The organism is Arthrobacter sp. Z4-13 (genome assembly GCF_054792705.1).
This window is the reverse complement of record NZ_CP096459.1, coordinates 1,744,512-1,767,242: the sequence shown is the minus strand read 5'-3', so window position 1 is coordinate 1,767,242 and position 22,731 is coordinate 1,744,512. Positions and strand designations below refer to the sequence as shown.

The following is a 22,731-nucleotide window of genomic DNA, read 5'->3' as shown; positions in this document are numbered from 1 at the left end:
GAAACGATCATGACAACCGCAATCCTGCAGCAACCCGGCACAACGGCCGGCAAAGCCCCCGCTGCCCGCAAGCCCAACCGCAGCTTCGTCCACGGCCTCCTCACCAACAAAAAGGCCCTGACAGGCATGGCCGTGATGCTCGTCTTCATCGCAGTGGCCCTGCTGGCGCCTGTGCTTTTCCCCGGCGACCCGTCGCGGATCACCGCCATGGCCTCCCTGGAACCATCAACCGAGCACTGGCTGGGGACTACGGCGAAGGGACAGGACGTGCTCGCACTGACCGTCCACGGCTCCCGGAGTTCCCTGTTCGTGGGGCTCACCGTGAGCTTCGCGTCCACCTTCATCGGCATCCTGGTGGGACTTGCCTCGGCGTACTTCGGCAAGTTCATCGACGAAGCGCTGTCCCTGGTAACCAACGTCTTCCTGCTCCTTCCCGGCCTGCCGCTGCTGGTCATCCTGGCCGCGTTCCTGCCTCCGGGGCTGGGCACTGTGATTCTTGTCCTCGTGGTCACCGGCTGGGCAGGTTCAGCACGCGTCCTGCGCTCACAGGCTCTGTCCATCCGCTCCAAGGACTTTGTGGCCGCGGCCGTGGTGTCCGGCGAACGGGCCGGCCGGATCATGTTCCGCGAAATCCTGCCCAACATGGCCTCGATCGTCATGGGCACCCTGTTGGCCTGCGTTATCTACGGCATCGGCGCCCAAGCGGGCCTGGAGTTCCTGGGCCTGGGCGATGCCAGCACGGTCTCCTGGGGCAACAACCTCTTCTGGGCAGGCAACGAAGGCGCCCTGCTGACCGGCAGCTGGTGGGTGTTCGTGCCCTCGGGCGCCTGCATCGCGCTGGTCGCCTTCGCCCTTGCCCTCATCAACTACGCCGTGGACGAGGTCACCAACCCGCGGCTGCGGAAGATCAAAACCCCGAAAGACACCGAAAGGAGCACCTCCAAATGACCATCTCCCAAGTGTCCTTCGGCTCCCACGAACCCGTCCTGGACGTCAAGGACCTCACCGTCAAGTACATCGGCGACACCCGCTCCACCACCGCCGTGGACCGTGTTTCCTTCAGCATCGGCACCGGTGAGGTGTTCGGTCTCGCAGGGGAATCGGGCTGCGGGAAATCAACCATCGCCAATTCGATCATGCGGCTCCTAAAGGATCCCGCGAAGATCGCGGGCGGCAGCATTTCCTTCGGCGGCAGGGACGTCCTGGCCATGAGTCCGGAGGAGTTGCGGCGCTTCCGCTGGCAGGACGTGGCCATGGTCTTCCAGTCAGCCATGAACTCGCTCAACCCGGTGCTGACCATCGGCGAACAGATCGTGGACATCTTCACTACCCACGCCGGTTACTCCCGCAAGGAATCCCTGCGGCGCGCCGGTGAACTGCTGGAACTCGTGCGGATCGACCCCGCGCGCCTCAAGTCCTACCCGCACCAGCTCTCCGGCGGAATGCGTCAACGTGCAGTGATAGCGATGGCGGTGGCGCTCAAGCCGTCGCTGTTGATCCTCGACGAACCCACCACCGCCCTGGACGTGGTGGTGCAGCAGGAGATCATGGCGCAGATCAAGGATCTTCAGCGCGAGCTCGGCTTCTCCGTCCTGTTCATCACGCACGACATGTCGCTCATGGTGGAACTCTCGCACCGCATGGCCGTGATGTACGGCGGCAGGATCGTGGAAACCGCGAAGGCGCAGGACGTCTATGCCGACCCCCGCCACCCCTACACCCAGGCGCTGATGGGCGCGTTCCCGCCGCTCACCGGGCCGCGGGTTCCGTTGACGGGACTGCCCGACGGCGTGAAGTTCCGGAATATCCCGGACCTCACCGAGGCAGCACCCGGCCATTTCGTGGCTCCGCTTGGCGCCGATGCTTCAGTGATTGATTCAGCAGACCTGGCAGGAGCCGCACGATGAGCCACTCCCTATCGTCCCCGGTGGCTGCGTCCGCCACCAGCACCCCCACCCTTGAAATTCGTGGGCTGGGTAAGTCGTTCCCCATTGGAGGGCTGTTCTCCCGCGAGTCAGTCCGTGCCCTGCACGGGGTGGACCTGACTATTAACCGCGGCGAAATCGTCGCGCTTGTTGGAGAGTCCGGTTCCGGCAAGAGCACCATGGCCCGCTGCGTTGCCCGGCTTGAGAAGCCGAGCTCCGGTGCGATCCTGATTGACGGCGTCGACATCCTCAAACGCGATCGTTTCCAAGCGTCCCGTGCGTTCCGCTCGCAACTGCAGATGGTCTTCCAGGACCCCTTCGGTTCATTGAACCCGGCCCACCGGATCGAGCATTTCCTGCGGCGTTCATTGGCGATCCACGGCAAAAGTAGCGGTTCCGAGGAGGAGACCCAACGGCGGCTCGAAGAACTCATGACCACCGTTGGCCTGCAGGCTGACATGCTGAACTCCTATCCGCACGAACTCTCCGGCGGTCAGCGCCAGCGCGTTGCGATTGCCCGGGCTCTCGCCGTTGAACCACAAATCATCCTGGCCGACGAGCCCACCTCCATGCTGGATGTTTCCGTCCGGATCGGCGTGCTGAACCTGATGCGCAAGCTCCGCGACGAGCAGGGCATCTCCATGCTCTACATCACACACGACCTCGCGTCGGCCCGATACCTGGCGGACCGGACGGCAGTCATGTTCGCCGGTGAACTCGTTGAGGAAGGTGAGTCCCTGGACCTGCTGTCAAACCCCGCGCACCCCTACACGCAACTCCTGGTTTCGGCTGTCCCGGATCCCGCCCGGGCAGGCTCGTACGATCCCGTCCGCCGGGCCCAACTGCGACAAGCGGTCATGGCTTCGACGAGTTGCGCGTTCGACGGCGACCCGAACCAGGCCTGTTCGGCCGAAGAACCCGTGCGACATCAGCTTGGAGACCCCGAAAACCGCCACTGGGTGCGCTGCCACCTCTACCGGCCATGGGCCGCCGCCGCCGGCCATGCCCTGGCGGGCGAACCGACGCAACCCAACCGCCCGGCGTCGAACGCTCAGGAAGAGGCTTCCGCATGACCGAGCTGACCCACCCGCTCGCAACCGTTCCCCAGAATGAGTTGGTAGCCCGCGCCGAGGCCGACCCCCTCCGGCCACGCTTCCACTTCGTGTCGCCGGCCGGTTGGCTCAACGATCCCAACGGCGTCAGCCAATGGAACGGCACGTACCACCTCTTCTACCAGTACAATCCGGAGGGCGCCTTCCACCACCGCATCCAATGGGGTCACGCCACCAGCACCGACCTCGTCACATGGACCGACCAGCCCATTGCATTGGAACCGTCCGCCGGACCGGATGCCGAGGGCTGCTGGTCGGGGGTCTTGGTGAACGACGGCGGCACGCCCACCTTGGTGTACTCGGGGCGGTTCGAGGGCAAGGAGCTGCCCTGCATCGCCGTAGGATCCCCGGACCTTCTGAGCTGGACCAAGGACCCCGGAAATCCCGTGATCGCAGCCCCTCCGGTTGGAGTAGATACAACGGCCTACCGCGATCACTGCGTATGGCGTGAAGGAACGAAGTGGCGGCAGTTGGTGGGTTCAGGCATTCGTCAGCGCGGCGGCACGGCGTTCCTGTACGAGTCCTCAGATCTGCGCTCGTGGGACTACATCGGGCCGTTGTTCATCGGCGACGCCTCGCATGGTGATCCTGCGGACACTGACTGGACAGGGACCATGTGGGAATGCGTGGACCTGTTCCGGGCGGGACAGGGCTCCCTGGGATCTGCACCTTCTGACGGCTCGCCCGATGTGCTGGTCTTCTCCGCCTGGGACGACGGCGATACCCGCCACCCGCTGTACTGGACCGGCCGATACGCCGGGGATACCTTCGAGCCCGTGGCGCTGCACCGACTCGACTACGGAGGCCGGTTCTTCTACGCACCGCAGTCGTTTCAGGATGAGTCCGGCCGGCGTGTCATGTTCGGTTGGATGCAGGAAGGCCGAAGTGACGCCGCGATGGTGGAGGCCGGCTGGTCGGGGGTCATGAGCCTGCCGCGAATCGTCACGACGGCGGACGACGGTACTCTCCGCTTCGCGCCCGTACCGGAAATCAAAAAGCTGCGCCGTGACCACGCCGGTAGGCCCGCACAGGTGTTGACCGGCGCATCGGTTCCCATGGACATCGGCTTGTCCGGCAAGCAACTCGACCTCGAACTGGACCTCCAACTGGCACCGGGCGCTCTGCTGCGACTGGGTGTATTGGGCTCGACCGACAGTGGCACTTCCGGCAGCCCCGGCGAGGAAACGATCATCGAGCTGCGCAGGACGGCTGGCGGCACCAATGGCACGCTCCGCCTGGACCGCACCCGAAGCAGCCTCGATCCAACCGTTGATGTGGAAGACAAGTCCGGACCCGTCGCCATGCCCGAAGGTCGGGTGCACCTGCGTGTCATCCTGGACCGGTCCGCCGTCGAAATTTTTGCCAACGGAATGCCGCTCACCGCCCGCGTCTATCCCACCCTGGGCGGGGAACACGTCAGCCTTACCGCCGAAGGCACGGCGCAGATACTCTCCGTCGACGCATGGACCATGGCCGAAATCTCTGGGGGGACCCGGAGCCTCTTTCCCTGAACCGGGGGCAGTACATCAAACAAGCACTCAGATAGCAGCATCGAGGCTGCCCAAGAAGAAGGAACTCATGCAGGATTCACCCGCAGTCTCCCGTCGTTCACTCCTTGCTGGAAGCGGGGTGGTTGCACTCAGCGGATCGCTCGCACTTTCAGCAGCGTTCGCCGAATCCGCCGCAGCCGTACCGACAAAGAAATCTGATTCCGGATCAAGCGGCTCAATTTCAGAAGGATCACGCCGGATGCGCCCGACCTATCACTTCAGCGTCCCCGATAACTGGAAGAACGACCCTCAGCGCCCCATCTATATAGATGGGGAGTACCACTACTACTACCTGTACAACGCTGACTACCTGCGGGGCGGCGGAGGCACGTCATGGCGCCGCGCGACGACCACGGATCACGTCGCGTTCACTGACCGCGGCGTCGCGATCCCGAAGTTCAGCGACGACAACGGCGACTGCTGGTCAGGATCCCTTGTGGTCGATGAACGGAACACCGCCGGATATGGCGCGGGTGCAGTGATCGCCCTCGTGACGCAGGCACCCGAAGGCCGCCAGGCCCAGTATCTCTGGTACTCAACCGACCGCGGGCGCTCGTTCCAAGCCGCCGGCACAGCCCCGGTGCTGCCGAACCCCGGAGTGCATGACTTCCGCGATCCCAAAGTGATCTGGGACGCTGACCGCGGGCGATGGTTCATGATCAACGCCGAGGGGCAAAAGCTCGGCTTCTACACATCCGCCGACCTGCGATCCTGGCGGCGCGTCGGCGAGTTCGTACGCACCGATCTCGGGGTGCTGGAATGCCCTGATATCTTCCGCATGACCGCTGACGACGGCAGCTCCCATTGGATTCTCGGCACGAGCGCCAACGGCAAAGCCCGCGGCCTGCCCGCGACCTACGCGTACTGGACGGGCGCCTTCGATGGAACATTGTTCACGCCTGATCACCCCGAGCCCGAATGGCTCGACTATGGCTATGACTTTTATGGAGCAGTCACTTACCCACATCACGACGCGTCGGGTGCGGAAGATGAGACCCTCCGTCGAGCAATCGGCTGGGCGAACTTCTGGGATTACCCCCACAACACGCCGACCCTTGAGACGGACGGCTACAACGGCGATGACATGATCGTGCGCGACATCCGCCTCAAGCAGGAAAACGGCGGGTACCACCTCGTCTCTGCCCCCACGTCCGCGCTGGACAACCATGTGAAGCGAACCCACCGCCTGGGCGACATGGTTGTAAGGGGCACCCGTGACCTCGACGTCCGCGCACCCGCTTACGACCTGACCTGCGAGCTCGTGTGGGACCCCACCTCCGCGCCTGCCAACGTGGGCCTTGAAGTATGCCGCGCACAGGGCGGCGGCAGGCATGTGGCAGCCGGTGCATTCCTGAGAGGCCCCTTCGTTTACCTCAACAGGCGTCCAACCATCAACCCAACCGGCGGCGAAACCCAGACTCCGATTGACCCCTCGACAGGACGACTCACAATCCGCATCCTCGTTGACAGTACGAGCGTGGAGATGTTCGTCGGAGACGGACGGGTGGTGCATTCACACCGGGTATTCCCTCTTGAAGGCGACAACGGAATCCGCCTTTACGCTCATGAAGGAGCCGCCACTTTCCGGAACCTGACCATTCACGAAATCAAGGCAACGCAGTAGTCCAAGCCCCAATTGTCTCGGCAGGTCATACTGCGGGCCCAGGTTGTCGGTCCGCAGAATAACCTGCCAGGACACGCTCAATGATTACCTTGCACGAGAGACAGGCAGGGAATATCCGAGACATACACTGGCGGGCTGCCTCACGCCCACTTCTGCCGCCTGTCCAGGCAATCAGGGTGTGGCAGGATTCGGGTCCTCATTGACCAAGTGGACTTGCGGCTATTGGAACCTTCGTCGACTCACCGACAATTGAAGTGCCTTCGGTAAACCCGTTCTTTAGACTGCGCGGATCGAAATGAGCTCGTAGACCATGGCCGAGCTCATTGCCGGTCCGCGGCAGGTCAACCGGCACGGCGGGCCGCGGTGAGCATGCAGTTCGATGTCGATACGCGCCGGGTGAGGCGGGCAGCCGGTGATGCGGATCCGCCAATGGTCACCGTCACGGGAGGTCTCGACCACCCTGTAGTCATTCCGGCCGGCCGGGCCGAAACGCCTGAGCGTGGCCCCGACAGCGGTCTGCTGTGCTGGGAAGAGATCCGTGTACCCGCGCAAATGCTCCGCGTGGATACGGCCCGCGAGGTGTTCTTCGATCGTGGCGACGGACGACTCCACGTCCAGATTTCCGTAGTAGACACCGTCGGGTGCAACCACGACGTTGGCCGCGAACCTGTCACCTCCTACATGCGAACATTCCCACACCAGCTCCGGCCACCGCTCACTCAGCGCACGTCCCACGGGCCGTCCCCATACGGCACAGCATTGGTCATGTTGACTGTGAGTGCAGACCAGGATGACGGGCGGATAGCCGAGCGTTCCGGGGAGGTTGAGGGCTCTGGCAATCTCCGCCAGATCCTCATCCTTGCCCCACGTTCCCCAATGCTGACGATATTCGCCCGAATCCTCATGGTGCAGTACTGCCCAATGGCTCTGACCCTCACGGCGGCGGGGGCCAGGCCGTCTCACCAGCAGTACCCGCGCCCGCGCCGCCTTCGCGGCGGAGAGCAAGAGTGCTTTGGTCTCAGGCTCGAGATCAAGCCCTTCAAAGCCATTGAGAGGCCACCCGCCCCGGTACTCGATGAGGACCCAGACGACGCCGTGCGACGCTGTGCCTGCAATCGGGTCGCCGCGCAACCGGGCGCCTTCAGAGCAAAAGAAGCGTTCCGTGGCCGCCACTGTAGCGAAGTCACTGTCTGGATCACTGTTCAACGGGAACGAGGACCCCCGCGCGCAACAGTCTTTCAACAAGTTCGACGCCGAGATCGCCCGCGGTGTGAATCTCCCCGTCCAGCGCGCACATCACAGACGGCAGATCGGCGTCCGGGAAGTCGAGCCAACCCACGCGCGTGGTCAGGCGCGATCCCTCCAGCCGTGCTTCCAGTGCATCGCGAAGCCGCACCACGGACTCCGGGCTTAGGCCGTCGACAGCCGCGAGCTGGGCCAGCGGTCCCAGCGGCGCGGGGCGTCCCTGTCCTCGCCGGGTGCGGTGGAACAAATAACTGGTTTCAGCCTCAACGACAGCAGCGGCGAGGCGCTCACGGACGACGTCGATCTCCCCGTTTGGTCCGTCGACGCCCAATGGCAATGTACGGCGCATCTCGGGATCATCGCACAGCGTTGCAAGCGCGGCCTGCGCGAGCTGTTCGGCCAATGCGTAGCGGGTCCAGCTGTGGATTCCCAGCGTGAGGTGGATGGAGACCTCGCCCTGCGCCTGCGCGGCATGCAGCCAGCCTCGCGGCAGGTAGAGAACATCCCCAGGCTCAAGCACCGTGTCGATATAGGCCTCCCCTTTCGCGGCCTCGGCCACGGTGGAGCGGCGGTCAGTCCAGGGTTGATCACGCAACGGGTCCGGGTGAACGGGCTCATGGATGATCCAGCGCTTGGTCCCCTCGATCTGCAGGACGAAGACGTCGTGCACGTCGTAGTGATCGTCGAACCCCCGGTTTTGAGGCGGCGTGATGTAGGCATTGGCCTGCACCGGATGTCCCAGTTCGGTGCTCAGCCTGCTGCTGAAGTCCGAGATGGGCTCCCATGTGCGGTGTAAAGCCTGCAGGACGAGCGTGGCGCCGTCCGCGAATTTGCGCCAAAGCAATGTGTCGTCGAGCTGGTCAGAGATGGTGGCGCCGACGCCGGCGGGTGAGGTGAATGACGAGTCCGGAAATGTTGAGCCGCCCTTGGCGACGCGGAGAAAAGGTGTGCGCAGTCCGCGGCGCGAGACCAGTTCGTCGACGGCCTCGGCAGAGAACAGATCGGAGAAGTCACTTGCGCCACCCGTGAGAAGCGCCGTGCGCCCCCAGACGTCGTCGGCGAACCTCTCACGGCCAATCTTAATCAGGCGTGTCTCCAGGACCCCACCGCTTTCCAGTGCGCCGGGGTCCTGAAAGTCCGTGCGGGTGGTGCTCAAAATTTAGATGCCCCGTTCTGCGGCTCCCCCATCGGCTCCTCCGTCAGCACCGCTGTCAGCTCCACCATCGGCACCGCTGTCAGCACCACCATCGGCACCGCTGTCAGCACCACCATCGGCACCGCTGTCAGCACCACCATCGGCACCGCTGTCAGCACCACCGTCAGCACCGCTGTCAGCACCACCATCGGCACCGCTGTCAGCACCACCATCGGCACTCCCATCAGGCATGCCGGGGACGGCGGCTGCGCCACCGTCCGCGGGGCCTTCCTGCTGGCTTGGATCCTGCTCTGGACTGGTCATGCTTCCTCCCGAGAATCGAATCGCTGGGATCAGCTTTGGTACTGGCACCTGATTACCCAACCGGGCGGTCCTTCATCGGCACCGCCCGTGATCACCCTAACGGCACAGGCCAGCCCTGGGAACAACCTTCTGTAGCGAATCCCCTTTCAATCGGGCCGGCAAGGGTGTCCCGAAAACCGTCCTTGCCCGTGGCTACGGGATCAGCAGGGAAACGGTCTACCAGTACCTGCGCCAGGCCAAGGTGGATTGAGCTACGCTCCTCTGCCTACGCCGTCGATGTGCAGCATCTGGTTCAGACGAGTTTGGTTACCTGGTAAATGTGGCCGGCCACACGGAGCCGCTGTATGAGCACGTTGCCGAGTGCAGTGGCCGGTGTCAGCGACCCTTTCGCGGTCGGCAGCCGGTCACCGTCGAAGGCAAGAGCGAGTGCAATCTCCCCCGCCATGACGGCGGTGGCGGCATAGCCGGGATCACCGGGGCCGGCAGCAACCGCCTGGTATCGGTGGCCGTTCTCGGTGCGGGCGGTCACCAGGGAGTGGAACCAGCCCGCGCGCTGCGTGCTGGCGCTCGGACCCGCACCTGGTGCCGGAAGACAGCGGTCGAGCACCCGCCGGGTCGGCGGGAACGCCATCGCGCCCGTGAATGCCCAAAGCCCGACCGCCATTGCCCTGGCGATGACCGCTCCTGCCGGCCCGGGAGCCACCCCCATCACCTCGCCGTACTGGAGGGAGCGGCCGTAGGCCCAGCCCTGCAATGCGTTGCTGCGGCGCACTACCCGGGTGTTGACCGGGGCCATGATGAAAGGCGCGGTCCAGGTGCCGTCCCCGGAACGGCTCACAGGACCGGCGTCAAGAGGCTGTTGTATCGTCGGCTCCCGTGTCCGGTCAGGGCTCAGAGCGTAGGGGTCCGCGGCTAATGACCTCAAGGCGGTGCTCGATCGCATCGCGTCCAGCTGCCCGCGCATCGACTCGAGCGTGCCGCCGCTGATGCCACCCTTGGCCCTAGCAACGAGTTGCACCTCGTCCAAACCGCCAGCGCCATCGGCTTCTGCCGCCTGATGAAGCAGCAGTACGGCGAGGTCGGACGGCACCGAGTCGTAGCCGCAGCAGTGCACGATCCGGGCCCCGCTCGTCCTGGCCAAAGCGTCGTAGCGATCGATTGCCTCCCGGATGAAGGACACCTCACCCGCGAGGTCGGCGTAGTGGGTACCGGCCCGTGCGCAGGCGTCAACGACGGGTAGTCCGTGTTTCGCGTATGGACCGACGGTTGTGAAGAGCACGCGTGTGCCCGCGGCCAGGGCGGCGATTGAGTCCGCGTCCTCCGAGTCGGCTTCGATAAGGGCCCATCCGTGCGCCGCGACCGGCAACTGCGACCGAACCGCCTCGAGTCTGGACCTCGACCGGCCCGCGAGTCCGACTCGCATACCGGCCGGTGCATGCTCCGCGACGTAGACGGCGATCAGCCGGCCAACGAAACCCGTCGCTCCGTAGAGAACGAGGTCATGTTCCCGAGATGAGGTGTCCATAACTGCAGCCTTTCACAGCGGTAACTCCACGCCGACACACGGCTCCTTGCTTGGGCCCTCGGAACGACCGGAACTGAACTACTTTCGAACGAGAAGTCCGGTATACCCGCCCACAGCCGGGGACAATTCTTACACCGAAGCCGGTTGACGAAAGGTCCCTAATCGGCGTTCTAAGCTGGGAGTTTCCTGTCGAAAACCCCTCTGACGAGGGGAAACACTGTGCCCGAGACGGGACTCAAACGCGATTCCTGGCCTTGGAAACTGGAAACTCGAGAAAACATAAGCAAACCGAGCCAATCCGACCGATGTACGACCCGATACGAAGCCAAAAGCCGTGGACATTGTCCACACTTCCTTTTTGCCACTTCCCAAATGGCTTTCAACAACTGCCGCGCTCCCCCGAGCCGTTTGCTGAGCTTATGTCCCGCTAAGGAGATGACGGCCCTACACGGGTGCTGATGAGTATCCGCACCCCTGCCATACCCCTCTTCGGGCTCGCCGACCTCATGACGCTGCCAGGCTGGTGGATCAGCGTTATCAATGGAAAGTCCCTCTCGAGGCGAGCTGGGGCAGTCTGTTCACCTTCGTCGCGGCAGGGTCATGTGTGGCCATCGCCTTACATCCGGAACGTCCCTGGCCCGGGATCGTACTGCTGGCCTGCCCCTGGCGGTGCTGGCCTCCGCCGGAGTCGGCTAGGGCGGAGAGGGTTGAAAGGGGCACCCTGTGCAAATCCGGCCCAGATCCGCTCCCGCCAGCGCGCGGCGAAGGTGCTTATTTTGTCCCGCTTCCATCGTCGTCGGCCGCGTCGGCGTCTTCTTCCGCTTTGGCCTCGGCCATGGCCGCCTCGCTGAAGGGGACGGCTGCCTGCAGCCCCGTCGCTCCCCGAACCGGGCCGAGCCGGCGCTGGCGCAGCGGGTCGCGGCGCAGGTCAGCGTACAGTGCCACACAGAGCCCGATGATTATCAGCACAAACGGGCTGGCGGCCAGGATGGTGAAAGTCTGCAGGGCAGCGAGCCCGCCGACGGCCAGCAGGACCGAGGCCACCGCGCCGGTGAGGACGGCCCAGAAGATCACCAGCGGCTTCCAGGGGTGCTTGCTGCCGCGTGTGGACAAGGTCCCCAGCACCAGGGCACCGGCGTCGGCGCCGCTGATGAAGAAGACGGCGGTCAGAACCATGACCACCAGCGCCGCCCCGATGAAGAATGGGTAGTTCTGCAGGGCCGCGAAGAACCCTGCCGCCTCGCTGCCGGCGCCGGCGATGTCCACGCCGTTCAGCTGCTGGTTCATGCCGGCTCCGCCGAAGATGACAAACCACACCGTGCTGACGGCGGTGGGCACGAGCAGGACGCCCAGGACGAATTCCCGGACGGTGCGCCCGCGGGAAATCCTGGCGATGAAGGTGCCGACAAACGGGGTCCAGGAGATCCACCAGGCCCAGTAGAAGATGGTCCAGCTGGCCAGCCAGTCACTGCCGCCGAAGACGGCCGAATGGAAACTCATCGGGACCAGCTCGGTCAGGTAGGCACCGATGGCGGAGGGCAGCAGATCCAGGATGAAGAGCGTGGGGCCTGCCACAAAGACGAACAACAGCAGGACTCCAGCCAGGACCATGTTGGTGTTGCTCAGCCATTTAATGCCCTTGGAGATGCCGCTGGCCGCGGAGAGCACCACGCCGACCGTCAGCACACAGATCACAATGATCGGCACTGCGGCCGAGGGGTCTTCCTCGAATTTGCCGGTGCGCAGCAGCGCGAGGCCCGCAGCGATCTGCAGCGCCCCGAGACCGAGCGAGGTGGCCGTACCGAATTTGGTGCAGATGATGGCCAGGATGTCGATGGGCTTGCCCCAGCCCCTCTTTTCGATGCGTTCCTGGCCGAACAGGGACTGGAACGGGGCGCTCATCAGGTTGCCGCGGCCCATCCGGTAGGTGGAATAGGCCAGCGCCAGCCCGACGACGGAATAAATTGCCCAGGGATGCAGACCCCAGTGGAACATCGTGTAGGCCATGGCGGTGCCGGCGGCCTCCGGGCTGCCGGGCGCGACGTCGACAAAGGGCGGCGGGGAAGCTAGATGGGTGACGGGTTCGTACACGCCGTAGAACATCAGCCCGATCCCCATGCCGGCGCTGAACATCATGGCGACCCAGGAAAGGGTGCTGAATTCTGTCGCTTCGCCTTCATGGGAGAGCGGGATCCGTCCGTAGCGGCCGAAGGCCAGGACCAGGGAAAAGACGACGAATCCTGAGGCGCTCAGGATGAACAGCCAGCCGAAGGTGCTGGTGATCCAGGACAGGGCCGCCGCGGTACCGTCCCCGACGGCATCGGTGAAGAACACGCCGAGCAGGATGAGCACCAGAATAATTCCGGCCGAGACGCCGAAGACCGTCTTATCAACGCTCGCCCAGCCCTGGGCCGACGGCAATGATGCGGGTTCCCCCAGCCGCTCCTCCAGGTCATGGTTGTCGCTTGAATGATGCTTCATCGGACTCCTCACAACATCGTGGGCCATACCGGGTCACTGCGCGGTCCACCGTCCGGGAGGATAGCCAGTTGTTCGCCGCGTGGCCTTCGTCAGTATAGTTGCCGGCATGAGTCGCCGCGAAGAATCCCCGGCCCCGGAGCCCGCCGACTACACCCGGGACGGAGACGACGGATACACGGAATTCGGCGGCCACGGCCGCGTGGCGAAGCGGGATGCACGGGTTGCCGCCTCTGCTGAGTGCGATGAAGCCAACGCGTCCATCAGCGTCGCCGTCGCTATCGGCGGCCTGCCAATCAACGTGACATCCATGCTGGCGAGCGTGCAGAACGACCTTTTCGATCTTACGGCGGACCTCTCCGTCCCGTTGGGCCGGCCGGAGCTGGCGCAGGCACGGATTGTCCAGGGACATATCGACCGGCTGGAACGTGCCGCGCAGCATTTCGCCGCGGATTCCGAGGACGTCAGCGGCACCGTGCTGCCCGGCGGCACTGCCGGTGCGGCGCTGCTGTATATGTCCCGCGCCGTAGTGCGGCGCGCCGAGCGGGCGGTCTGGATGGCCGTCGAGGAATATCCGGATACGGTCAATCCGGTGACCGCCCGCTATCTGAACCGCTTGTCGTCCCTGCTGTTCGTCCTGGCACGTGGGGCCAATGCCGAGCACGGGGATATCGTGTGGATGCCGGAGGCATCGGTGCAGCCGGCCGACACCGACACTGACACCGCCGCCACCCAGGGCCCCGGCGAGTAGGAACGGCGGACCGGCGGCTCAACCCTCGTCCCCCGTAGGCTCGTTCGGCGTAGGCGGCAGTTCGGTGCTGAACCGGATTTGTTGGCCGTGATAGCCGAGCTCGAGCAGGCAGTGCAACCACTCCCCCATCCCTTTGCCGCTCCAAGGCGTAGCACCTGGCTGACTGAGCACTGCCCGGTATGGCTGACGAAAGATCGCTATCAGTTCCGCACATGTCAGGCAAGCACCCGAAGCGTTGTGCTCACCGCCAGCTGTGTTGTCGTCTAACTGATGAAACCGGAGAGGATGGAACGCAGCCGCACGCGTTTCCAGACGACCGATCAGCTATCTCGGGGCTCGCGTACACCGTCCCCCCGCCGAGTAGGTTCCGTGCCACCCGCACCTGATCGAAAGCAGCGTTACAGCTAACTTCACCGAGGCCACACCTCGCTCAAAGGTCAGCCACCAGCCAGCTGTGTTATCAACCTCTCAGGCCAATACATCTAGCTAGCAGCCCGACGCCCCCGACCGTAAACTGGGTGAAAGCAAAGGAGCAGCGGCGATGGACGCTGAACTTCGTCATTCAGAGCTTGAATTCGATGCGCTGGAATCTGGGGGGCTGGTAGCCGCAGCCCTGAGGCGGGATATCCGCAGTTGCCCGCTGGGAGCATCCGAAAGCGGGCGGCCAGCATGACCTGGGCATTGGGGGTGCGGGCCCTCACGGCCGTGCTCGCGTTCCTCGCACTCCTCTTGGGTTTCGTCCCCGGCGCGCCTTCCGCCCAGGCTGTGTCCCTGAGGGGCCACGACATCTCGTGGCCGCAATGCTCGACGGCGGCTGGCGGCTTTGGTTTGCCCCTGCCGCCCGCGTCGTCCCAGTTCGTCATCATCGGTCTGACGAAGGGGCTGCCCTTCACCGAGAACCCGTGCCTGGCAAGCCAGGTAGCCTGGGCCAGGACCAACAACAAGCCCGCGCAGGCGTACGCCATGGCGTCTTTCCCCACGCCTGGACAGCTCGCCACCTACCGGACGCAGGGGCCCTGGTCCTCCACCACCCGCGCAGGCCAGCTGTCCAACGTGGGGTACGCCGAAGCGCGGTTCGCCATAGCCAGCCTGGCCCGGGTGGGCTTTGCGCCGCGGGTGGTGTGGATCGACGTTGAGCCCCGGCCGGCCCAGCCCTGGCCCACGGCTACCGCAGCCCAGCAGCGCGAAAACCGGTACATCATCGAGGGCATCATGCGCGCCCTGCGGGATGCGAAATTCTCGTACGGCCTCTACTCGTTTGCGTCAGGGTGGGCCAGCATCACCGGCTCGTGGCGGCTGCCAGGCGTCCCGGTGTGGGCAACGGCTGGCAGGCTGGACTATCCCGGCGAGGCGCTGGACCGCTGCCGTCAGCCGAGTTTCTCGGGTGGACGTGTCTACATTTCGCAGTGGTACGACGACATCCGGGACTACGACCTGACCTGCGATCCCTATGCGTTTACGCCTTTGCCCATTCCGGCATCGAGCCTCTCCGGGTCGACCGCGGACTTCAACAGCGACTGGAACACTGACACCCTCGCCCGCCTGCCAGCCACCGGCGAGTTGCGGATGTACCCCGGGAACGGCCGCGGAGGCCGGCTCCCCGGCGTGTCCATCGGCAATGGCTGGAACATCTTCAACTCTCTCGAGACGCCGGGCGACTTCAACGGGGACGGCGCGCTGGACGTCCTTGCCCGGGAAACTGTCACCGGTTACCTGTGGCTCTACCGTGGCAATGGCACCGGTGGCTTCCTGTCCCGGGTCCGCATCGGCAACGGCTGGAACATCTTCAGCGCCATCGTCGGCCCCGGCGATTTCAATGGCGACCAGCGGGTCGATGTCCTCGCGAGGGAAACCCGCACCGGCTACCTGTGGCTCTACCGTGGCAATGGCACCGGTGGCTTCCTGCCCCGGGTTCTCGTCGGCGGCGGCTGGAACATCTTCAGCACCATCGTCGGCCCAGGGGACATGAACAGCGACGGGGCAGCCGACGTCCTGGCGCGGGAGAGCGCGACGGGCATCCTGTGGATGTACCGCGGGAACGGCGCGGGCGGCTGGCTCCCCCGGACCAGGGTGGGCAGCGGATGGAATGTGATGACCGCCGTCGTAAGCCCTGGCGACTTCAACGGCGACCGCCGTCCCGACCTGCTGGCCCGCGACGGTGCCGGCGTGCTGTGGCTCTACCCCGGTAACGGCACCGGTGGCTTCCTTTCGCGGGTCCAGGTGGGTCCGGGCTGGAACGGGCTCTCACCGCTCTTCTGAGAGCGCCCGGTTTGATGCGGCTTCGCGGCCGCCTTCTGGGACCGCGCGAACGTCGCCTCAACGCCGCCGGGATCACCGTCGGCCGGGTCCTGACCGACAAGGGCTCCTGCTACCGCTCCCAAACTTTCGCGGCGGCCCTCGGCCCGGACATCAAACACAAAGGGACGCGCCCCTACCGGCCCCGAGTGCCTGCAGGGGCACATCCAGTCTTCTTTGGAGGCGCGCTCAGGAGAGGCGTGCAACGCTTCGCCGTGATGCCCTGGGTGTTGTGCCGTCGGAGAAGAGGTCCGGCGTGACGTTCTGGATGCGTTCGATGTCCTTGAAGACTTCGCGGAGGTGGAGTCGCAAGGAAGTGTCCGCCCCTGGCCGGTCGTTGTCGGCCAGGGCGTCAACGACTGCGGTGTGTCAACCAACCCGGCACGCATCGCCGGGAACTTCGACGTGTTCGACTTCGAACTTTCCGAAGCCGACCTCACGGCTATCGACGCGCTCGATTCCGGCATGCGCAACGGACCGGACCCCGACGAGGCGCGGCCGGAGCGCTTCGCCATGGTCATCCCCGAAGACTAAGACGAGAGAGAAGATCAGCATGGAATACCGTCCCCTTGGCCGCACCGGTGTGCGGGTCAGTCCGTTATGCCTCGGTGCGATGATGTTCGGCCCGTGGGGCAACGATGACTGCGCCGACGCCACCCGGATTATCCACCGCGCACTCCACTCGGGCATCAACTTCATCGACACCGCTGACGTCTACTCGGGCGGTGTATCCGAGGAGATCGTGGGGCAGGCCCTGGGGAGCCGGCGCGACGACGTCTTCCTGGCCACCAAATTCTTTATGCCCATGCACCAGGACGATCCCAACCAGCGCGGCGGGTCACGCCGCTGGATCATGCGCGCGGTGGAGGGCTCGCTGCGGCGGCTGAACACCGACTACATCGACCTCTACCAAGTCCACCGGCCCAGCCCGGACACCGATGTGGAGGAGACCCTGGGCGCCCTCACCGACCTGGTCCACCAGGGCAAGGTCCGGTACATCGGTTCCTCGTCCTACTCCGGATCCCAGATCGTGGAAGCCCAATGGGCATCACGGGAACGCAACCTGGAGCGGTTCGTCACCGAGCAGCCGCCCTACTCCATCCTGGTCCGCGGCATCGAAGAGGACATCCTTCCAACTGCGCAGCGCCACGGCATGGGCACCCTCACCTACAGCCCGCTCGCCGGCGGCTGGCTCTCCGGGCGGTGGCGGAAGGACTCCGCGTCCAAGCCCGCCTCCAGTGCCCGGCCCAGCGCCCGGTTCGACATGATGAAGCCGGCCAACCAGCGCAAGCTCGACATCGTCGAGGAACTCGCCCAGCTGGCCGACCAGGCAGGAGTGACCCTCATCGAGCTGGCCATCGCGTTCGTTATCAACCACCCCGGCGTTACGTCCGCCATCGTGGGACCGCGCACAATGGAACAGCTGGAGTCCTACCTCCCCGCCGCCGATATCACTTTGTCCACCGATATCTTGGACCGCATCGACCAGCTCGTCGCCCCGGGAGTGACAGTCAACCCCGACGACAACAGCTACGGCACCCACGAACTCACGGCGAACGCACGACGGCGGACGCAACCATGAGCGACGCCCACCTGGAGCAGGTCCACAGTGAGCTGTGCGAGGCGATGGTGGCCGGGGACCTTGCAGAACTCGGCCCCCTCCTCGCCGACGGCTTCACGCTCACGCACATGACCGGATACGTGCAGGCCAAGGCCGAATGGCTTGACGCCATCGAATCCGGGGAGATGCAGTACCACCGGATGGAAACGGTGGAAGCCATCCACAGCACCGACGACACCGTCCCGTGCTGACCGCCCGCACCCTGACCGACGCCACGATCTGGGGATCCAGGGCCACCTGGCGCCTGACGTTGCGCTCCTGGTTCGAGCCCCGCGGAGACGGCTGGGTCATCACCCGCACAGTCGCATCAACCTGGTGAAACCCCCGACAAAAGACAACACGTAAGGAAACCATGCATATCGAACCTGCTGTGCCGACAACCAAAAACCCAGCGGCGCAGTTCGCCGGCGACGTCTGGCTGGATCCAGTCGCACTCCCCCACGAGCCCGGCCAGACCATGGTGGTCGCCACCGTCCGCTTCGCACCCGGAGCCCGTACCGCCTGGCACTCCCACAAACACGGCCAATATCTGCGTGTCACCCAGGGTGTGGGTCGTTTCGGTACCCGGGACGGAAAAATCATCGAAGTCCACCCCGGCCAGACGATCTACACCCCACCCGGAGAGGAACACTGGCACGCCGCCGCTCCCGGCTGCTTCATGGAGCACATCGCCATGCTCCAAAACGGCGAAGACCCTTCCGAAACGACTAGCTGGGGCGAGCACATTACGGACGAGGAGTACAACGGCCGCTAACCGTGCCGCTGAGGCAGCAGGCCCAAGTCTTTTCCATCAAAAACAAAGGAGAGTAGCCAGATGCGAGCAACCTTCATGTACGGTGCCGGTGACGTCCGTGTGGAGAACGTGCCCGATCTCGTCCTGCAGGAGCACACCGCCCCTTCGCATGGTCCGACGGGACCTGCGACTTCTGCCGGGAAGGGCTGCAGACCTCGTGCCGCCACGGCGGTTTCTGGGCCGCCGGCGGAATCGGCGGTGCACAGGCGGAAGCCGTCCGCGTCCCCTTTGCAGACGGCACCCTGGTCAAGGCGCCAGTCGGGGAGGACAGCGACCTGCTGCCGTCGCTGCTCACGCTGTCAGATGTTTACGGCACTGGCTACCACGCCGCCATCAAAGCGGGCGGCAACGAACGGACCACCGTCACCGTCATCGGCGACGGCGCCGTCGGCCTTATGGCGGTCCTGTCCGCCAAACAATTGGGCGCTGAGCAGATCATCCTGATGGGCCGGCACAAAGCCCGCACCGACCTCGGGCTGGAGTACGGCGCAACCGACGTCGTCGCTGAACGTGCGAGGCAGGGATCGAGAAGGTGCGTGAGCTCACCGGCGGCGACGGCACCCACACCGTGCTCGAATGCTTCGGACACCGGCCCGCGTAAGACCAGGCACTCGGCACGGTCCGCCCGGGAGGCGTGATCAGCCGTGTGGGTGTGCCGCAGTACGAGGACGCCCCGATCGGTTTCGGTTCCATGTTCGGCCCGAACATCACGCTGACCGGTGGCCCGGCCCCCGTGCGTGCCTACATCGAGACCCTGCTCCCCGGCGTCCTGGACGGCACCGTCAACCCGGGCAAGGTTTTCGACCGCACCATCAGTCTCGACGACGTCCCCGACGGCTACCGCGCGATGGATTCCCGCGAATCCCTCAAGATCCTCATCCGGCCATAGAGAGGGCTTGAGCTGAGCAGGGGGATGAGTTCGGGGTTTGGCTCAGTTAGAACCTCCGCGCAGTACGTCCACGTGCACGTGGTCGAGGTGACGCAGGATCTCGTTGCGGGGCTCGGGTGAGTCATAGGAGTGCCATTGCCCGCTCGAGCTGTGCACGCTCCAGAACCGGTCGTCGAAGATCACGTACTGGATGTCCAGCTCCTCGGCATGGGCGACGAGCCAGTGGGCTAGGATCCATCCCTCACGCCGGTTCTCCTCGGTCACCGGTCGGAAGAAAATGTCGATCGCCCTGCCGTCATAGTGCGTGGAGGCGGCTCCGTGCCCCTGACCGACGCCGCCCGGGGCAAAGCCACCCAGGCTCTGGTCGCCGAACACCCCGGTCATGGCCTCGCGCACCTGTTCAGCGCGCGATGTCAGGCCGGAGACGCCCAGCTGTTGTTCCTGCAGGTCCCCAGTGGCCGAGCCGCGGCAGGCCAGGGAAGGACCAGCGTCGTCGGCTGGCCCCTCGGCCAGCCGCTGCAACACTGCCTCATCGACGCCCGAGGTGTCCGGTGCCCCCATCCCGCGGGCCAGGAGCGCGACGGCGGTCGTTGCCAGCTGCGCCTCGTCACGGTCGAGCCTGACCTCCCCCTCCGAGGTTGCGACCGTACATTCCGGGGGCAACAAGGCCGGGATGATCTCGGTGCGAAAACCACTGAACAAGCCGGGCCCGAAGAGCGCCAGCGGTACCGCGAGCATCCCGAGCACGAAAAGACCGAAGAACCGGCGGCGCCCGGTCCCGTGCCTGTCATTGGTCAACATGTGACTGCACGTGCCTGCCGCACGGTCACCGCATGGGTGCAGGTACTGGCCGGATCACGGACCGGTACTGAGTCGAACACTGCAGGGCAGATCACGACGACTCAGGCGCCGTGGTGGGTAGGCACCTCTGTCGCTTTTTGACCGGCCTCACGGCGGACAGTGGCGGCCCAGGTGGCGAGCAGGTTGAGTGCGTCGTGTCCGGGGGTGCCGGGTTCGGCGCTGTAGGCGATGAGGGTGAGGCCTTCGTCACCGGGGAGTTGCAGTGCCTGGAAGGTCAGTTCGAAGTCGCCGACCACGGGGTGGTGGAAGGGTTTGGTCCCGGAGCGGTGCAGGCGGACGTTCTGCGCGGCCCACATGGTCCGGAAGTCCTTGCTTTGGGTGGAGAGTTCTCCAATGAGGTCGGTGAGGTCGCGGTTGTGGGGGTCGCGTGCTGCTTCCTGCCGGAGAATGGCGACGACGTCCTGGGCCATTGATTCCCAGTCCGCCACCTGGCCGGGAGACGCGGGATCGAGGAAGACGAAGCGGGCGAAGTTCTGCGGCTCCTCCGGCTCGTCACCGTTGGGGTGGTAGAGCGCGCGGGCCAGTTCGTTCATGCCCAGGACATCGAGCCGGCCGTTCTGAACAAAGGCCGGGATGCCGCTCATGCCGTCGAGGAGGTGCTGGATGCTGGGGCTGAGTTTCTGCGGGCCGCGCCGGCGCTGCCTGGGCCGTTTCTGGTTTGCCGCGCGGGCGAGGTCGAAGAGGTAGGTGCGTTCGGCGTCGTCGAGTTTGAGGGCACGGGCGAGGGACTCGAGGATGCTGTCGGAGACGCCGGTGAGGTTCCCGCGCTCGAGCCGGTTGTAGTAGTCGATGCTCATCCCGGCGAGCATGGCGAGTTCCTCGCGGCGCAGGCCGGGTACGCGGCGCAGGCCGCCATAGATCTGCAGCCCTGCCATGTCCGGGGTGATCCGGGCACGGCGTGATTTGAGGAATTCACGTACTTCGCTGTTGTTCGTCACGATTTCCACGGTACGCGCGAACAGATGGCCGGTGGGAGGTACTGGCATTACATGGAACACCAGCCACTACCTCGGCAGGAGGGGCGACGGTTGACTTGTTGAAGAGAGGCGAAGCGCCTCGACGTCCAAGACTTCTACGGAGAATCCCTGAATGACAGACTCGCCGACCGCACACCCCGCGGACGTGACCACGAGACGGCGCTGGACCGCGTTGATCTTCATCTCGATCGCCCAGCTGATGGTGATCTTTGATGCCTCAATCATGAACATTGCCCTTCCACAGGCCCAGCTGGACCTGGCGTTCAGCGACGCCGACCGGCAGTGGGTGATCACCGCCTACAGCCTCGCCTTCGGGGCGCTGCTCCTGCTGGGCGGGCGGTTGTCGGACCAATGGGGGCGCCGGCGTTCGTTCATCATTGGGCTCGTTGGTTTCAGCGCCGCCTCGGTGCTTGGCGGGTTCGCTGCCAATATCGAGATGCTGGTGGCGGCCCGGGTTCTGCAGGGTGTGTTCGCCGCCCTCCTCGCCCCGGCCGCCATGTCCCTGCTGTCCGTAACCTTCCCTGCCGGCCGGGAACGTGCCACCGCGTTTGGTGTTTTCAGTGCCGTCGCTGGTGCCGGCGGTGCAATCGGCCTGCTACTTGGTGGGGTCCTGACCGAGTTCGCTTCATGGCGGTGGACCTTGCTCGTCAACATCATCTTCGGCGCGGTCGCCGTCCTCGGTGCCCTGGCTTACATCCGCGACGCCGGAGCTGAACTTCAGCGTGAACGGCTCGATGTCCTCGGCACCGTGCTGGCCTCGGTCGGGCTCGCCGCTCTGGTCTTCGGACTCAATCGGGCAGAGACCGAAGGCTGGGGCGCAGCAATCACCATCACCTCATTCGTGACGGCCGTGGTCCTGCTGGCCGTGTTCGTCGCCGTCGAAAACCGTGTGTCAGCCCCGCTGTTGCCGATGCGCGTAATCCTGGACCGGAACCGGGGAGGGGCCTACCTCAGCGTGTCCCTTGCCATGGCCGGCAACTTCACGCAGTTCCTCTTCCTCACCTACTACATGCAGTCCATCCTCGGGTTCTCCCCGCTGCTGACCGGTGTAGCCTTCCTTCCCCTCGTGGCCTGCCTGATTTTGGGCTCCACCCAGCTTGGGACACGCCTCATCGGCAGGCTTCCGGTCAGGTGGCTGATGGGCGGCGGCTACCTGGTGGGCGCGGCCGGAATGTTCTGGCTGATTCGGCTGACGGTCGAGAACGCCTACTGGCAAGTAGTCTTTCCCGCCAGCGTCATCATGGGCCTGGGCCTGGGAACCGCGTTCATGTGCTCCATGATCCTTGCCACGTCCGATGTTGACCCGGCGGACACCGGGGTCGCCTCGGCGATGGTCAATACCTCCCAGCAGATTGGCGGAGCAGTCGGAACCGCGCTCATGAGCACCATTGCCGCCGGTGCCACCGCAGCCTGGCTGGTAACCAGCCAGGCCACCACGACCGCCGCAGCGGATCAGGCCGCCGTTCACGGCTACGTCACAGCGTTTTGGTGGGCTGCCGGTGCCCTCGTTCTTGCCGCAGCAACCTCCCTCATCCTCGTCCGTTCCACCCGACCCTCCGATGCAGCCGTCGATGAATCGTCCACCGACTCCGCCGCCTCGCTGGCCCACTACTAAAAGTGCTTCAC

21 protein-coding genes and 3 pseudogenes are annotated in these 22,731 nt (G+C 65.0%); 16 read left to right on the top strand and 8 right to left on the bottom strand.

What is annotated here, in order from left to right; genetic code table 11:
- Window positions 1-9: 9 nt before the first annotated feature.
- The 5 genes from M1E07_RS09815 (at window position 10) to M1E07_RS09795 (ending at window position 6,211) form a co-directional block, all read left to right on the top strand.
- A complete protein-coding gene (locus M1E07_RS09815; RefSeq protein WP_461190021.1) occupies window positions 10-948 on the top strand; it encodes an ABC transporter permease in 939 nt (312 codons plus the stop codon).
- The gene (locus M1E07_RS09810) at window positions 945-1,907 is read left to right on the top strand and encodes an ABC transporter ATP-binding protein (RefSeq protein WP_461190020.1); all 963 of its coding nucleotides are present in this window, start codon (window positions 945-947) and stop codon (window positions 1,905-1,907) included. Before M1E07_RS09815 ends, M1E07_RS09810 begins: the two co-directional genes overlap by 4 nt.
- On the top strand, window positions 1,904-2,998 hold the full coding sequence (locus tag M1E07_RS09805; protein WP_461190019.1) for an ATP-binding cassette domain-containing protein: 1,095 nt from the start codon (window positions 1,904-1,906) through the stop codon (window positions 2,996-2,998). The genes M1E07_RS09810 and M1E07_RS09805 overlap by 4 nt, the downstream gene beginning before the upstream one ends.
- Window positions 2,995-4,548: a glycoside hydrolase family 32 protein gene (locus M1E07_RS09800; RefSeq protein ID WP_461190018.1), complete on the top strand. Its 1,554-nt coding sequence runs from the start codon at window positions 2,995-2,997 to the stop codon at window positions 4,546-4,548. Before M1E07_RS09805 ends, M1E07_RS09800 begins: the two co-directional genes overlap by 4 nt.
- A gap of 238 nt (window positions 4,549-4,786) precedes the next feature.
- Window positions 4,787-6,211, top strand: coding sequence for a glycoside hydrolase family 32 protein (locus M1E07_RS09795; RefSeq protein ID WP_461190017.1), 1,425 nt, complete (start codon window positions 4,787-4,789; stop codon window positions 6,209-6,211).
- Between the two features lie 276 nt (window positions 6,212-6,487).
- On the opposite strand, the gene M1E07_RS09790 is transcribed toward M1E07_RS09795, so the two are convergent.
- Genes M1E07_RS09790 through M1E07_RS09780 form a run of 3 tightly spaced genes read right to left on the bottom strand, consistent with a single transcriptional unit; the run spans window position 6,488 to window position 8,866 of the window.
- Window positions 6,488-7,417, bottom strand: a complete 930-nt coding sequence (locus M1E07_RS09790; protein WP_461190016.1) for a sucrase ferredoxin — start codon at window positions 7,415-7,417, stop codon at window positions 6,488-6,490.
- On the bottom strand, window positions 7,407-8,612 hold the full coding sequence (locus tag M1E07_RS09785; RefSeq protein WP_461190015.1) for a cupin domain-containing protein: 1,206 nt from the start codon (window positions 8,610-8,612) through the stop codon (window positions 7,407-7,409). Before M1E07_RS09785 ends, M1E07_RS09790 begins: the two co-directional genes overlap by 11 nt.
- Complete coding sequence (locus M1E07_RS09780; RefSeq protein ID WP_461190014.1) at window positions 8,609-8,866, bottom strand: hypothetical protein; 258 nt, start codon at window positions 8,864-8,866, stop codon at window positions 8,609-8,611. Before M1E07_RS09780 ends, M1E07_RS09785 begins: the two co-directional genes overlap by 4 nt.
- A 200-nt stretch (window positions 8,867-9,066) precedes the next feature.
- Here M1E07_RS09780 and M1E07_RS09775 point away from each other — a divergent pair.
- Window positions 9,067-9,165 (top strand): annotated as a pseudogene (locus tag M1E07_RS09775) (helix-turn-helix domain-containing protein); the annotation flags it as partial.
- A 42-nt stretch (window positions 9,166-9,207) separates the two neighbouring features.
- Here M1E07_RS09775 and M1E07_RS09770 read toward each other — a convergent pair.
- On the bottom strand, window positions 9,208-10,440 hold the full coding sequence (locus M1E07_RS09770; RefSeq protein ID WP_461190013.1) for a saccharopine dehydrogenase family protein: 1,233 nt from the start codon (window positions 10,438-10,440) through the stop codon (window positions 9,208-9,210).
- 771 nt (window positions 10,441-11,211) lie between these two features.
- Window positions 11,212-12,921, bottom strand: a complete 1,710-nt coding sequence (locus tag M1E07_RS09765; protein ID WP_461190012.1) for a BCCT family transporter — start codon at window positions 12,919-12,921, stop codon at window positions 11,212-11,214.
- Between the two features lie 106 nt (window positions 12,922-13,027).
- On the opposite strand from M1E07_RS09765, the gene M1E07_RS09760 reads away from it, so the two are divergent.
- From M1E07_RS09760 to M1E07_RS09750, 3 genes and pseudogenes are all read left to right on the top strand, one after another.
- Complete coding sequence (locus tag M1E07_RS09760) at window positions 13,028-13,669, top strand: cob(I)yrinic acid a,c-diamide adenosyltransferase (RefSeq protein ID WP_461190011.1); 642 nt, start codon at window positions 13,028-13,030, stop codon at window positions 13,667-13,669.
- 669 nt (window positions 13,670-14,338) lie between these two features.
- Window positions 14,339-15,928 carry an FG-GAP repeat domain-containing protein gene (locus M1E07_RS09755; RefSeq protein WP_461190010.1) on the top strand — a complete coding sequence of 530 codons (1,590 nt, stop codon included), beginning with the start codon at window positions 14,339-14,341 and terminating at the stop codon, window positions 15,926-15,928.
- A gap of 24 nt (window positions 15,929-15,952) precedes the next feature.
- Window positions 15,953-16,113, top strand: a pseudogene (locus M1E07_RS09750) (IS481 family transposase); the annotation flags it as partial.
- A 40-nt stretch (window positions 16,114-16,153) separates the two neighbouring features.
- On the opposite strand, the gene M1E07_RS09745 reads toward M1E07_RS09750, so the two are convergent.
- A complete protein-coding gene (locus M1E07_RS09745; RefSeq protein WP_461190009.1) occupies window positions 16,154-16,276 on the bottom strand; it encodes a hypothetical protein in 123 nt (40 codons plus the stop codon).
- 54 nt (window positions 16,277-16,330) lie between these two features.
- On the opposite strand from M1E07_RS09745, the gene M1E07_RS09740 reads away from it, so the two are divergent.
- The 6 genes and pseudogenes from M1E07_RS09740 to M1E07_RS09715 all read left to right on the top strand — a co-directional run.
- Window positions 16,331-16,498: a hypothetical protein gene (locus tag M1E07_RS09740; RefSeq protein WP_461190008.1), complete on the top strand. Its 168-nt coding sequence runs from the start codon at window positions 16,331-16,333 to the stop codon at window positions 16,496-16,498.
- Between the two features lie 19 nt (window positions 16,499-16,517).
- The gene (locus M1E07_RS09735) at window positions 16,518-17,546 is read left to right on the top strand and encodes an aldo/keto reductase (RefSeq protein WP_461190007.1); all 1,029 of its coding nucleotides are present in this window, start codon (window positions 16,518-16,520) and stop codon (window positions 17,544-17,546) included.
- The gene (locus tag M1E07_RS09730) at window positions 17,543-17,776 is read left to right on the top strand and encodes a nuclear transport factor 2 family protein (protein WP_461190006.1); all 234 of its coding nucleotides are present in this window, start codon (window positions 17,543-17,545) and stop codon (window positions 17,774-17,776) included. Before M1E07_RS09735 ends, M1E07_RS09730 begins: the two co-directional genes overlap by 4 nt.
- A complete protein-coding gene (locus M1E07_RS09725) occupies window positions 17,770-17,904 on the top strand; it encodes a hypothetical protein (RefSeq protein ID WP_461190005.1) in 135 nt (44 codons plus the stop codon). Before M1E07_RS09730 ends, M1E07_RS09725 begins: the two co-directional genes overlap by 7 nt.
- A gap of 33 nt (window positions 17,905-17,937) precedes the next feature.
- Window positions 17,938-18,339: a (R)-mandelonitrile lyase gene (locus M1E07_RS09720; RefSeq protein ID WP_461190004.1), complete on the top strand. Its 402-nt coding sequence runs from the start codon at window positions 17,938-17,940 to the stop codon at window positions 18,337-18,339.
- Between the two features lie 140 nt (window positions 18,340-18,479).
- Window positions 18,480-19,267 (top strand): annotated as a pseudogene (locus M1E07_RS09715) (zinc-binding dehydrogenase); the annotation flags it as partial.
- A 42-nt stretch (window positions 19,268-19,309) separates the two neighbouring features.
- Here the strand turns inward: M1E07_RS09715 and M1E07_RS09710 are convergent.
- On the bottom strand, window positions 19,310-20,068 hold the full coding sequence (locus tag M1E07_RS09710; protein ID WP_461190003.1) for a hypothetical protein: 759 nt from the start codon (window positions 20,066-20,068) through the stop codon (window positions 19,310-19,312).
- Window positions 20,069-20,169: 101 nt separating this feature from the next.
- Window positions 20,170-21,066 carry a helix-turn-helix transcriptional regulator gene (locus tag M1E07_RS09705; RefSeq protein ID WP_461190002.1) on the bottom strand — a complete coding sequence of 299 codons (897 nt, stop codon included), beginning with the start codon at window positions 21,064-21,066 and terminating at the stop codon, window positions 20,170-20,172.
- Between the two features lie 151 nt (window positions 21,067-21,217).
- Between M1E07_RS09705 and M1E07_RS09700 the strand changes: the two genes are divergently transcribed.
- Window positions 21,218-22,720 carry an MFS transporter gene (locus M1E07_RS09700; RefSeq protein WP_461190001.1) on the top strand — a complete coding sequence of 501 codons (1,503 nt, stop codon included), beginning with the start codon at window positions 21,218-21,220 and terminating at the stop codon, window positions 22,718-22,720.
- Window positions 22,721-22,731 lie beyond the last annotated feature (11 nt).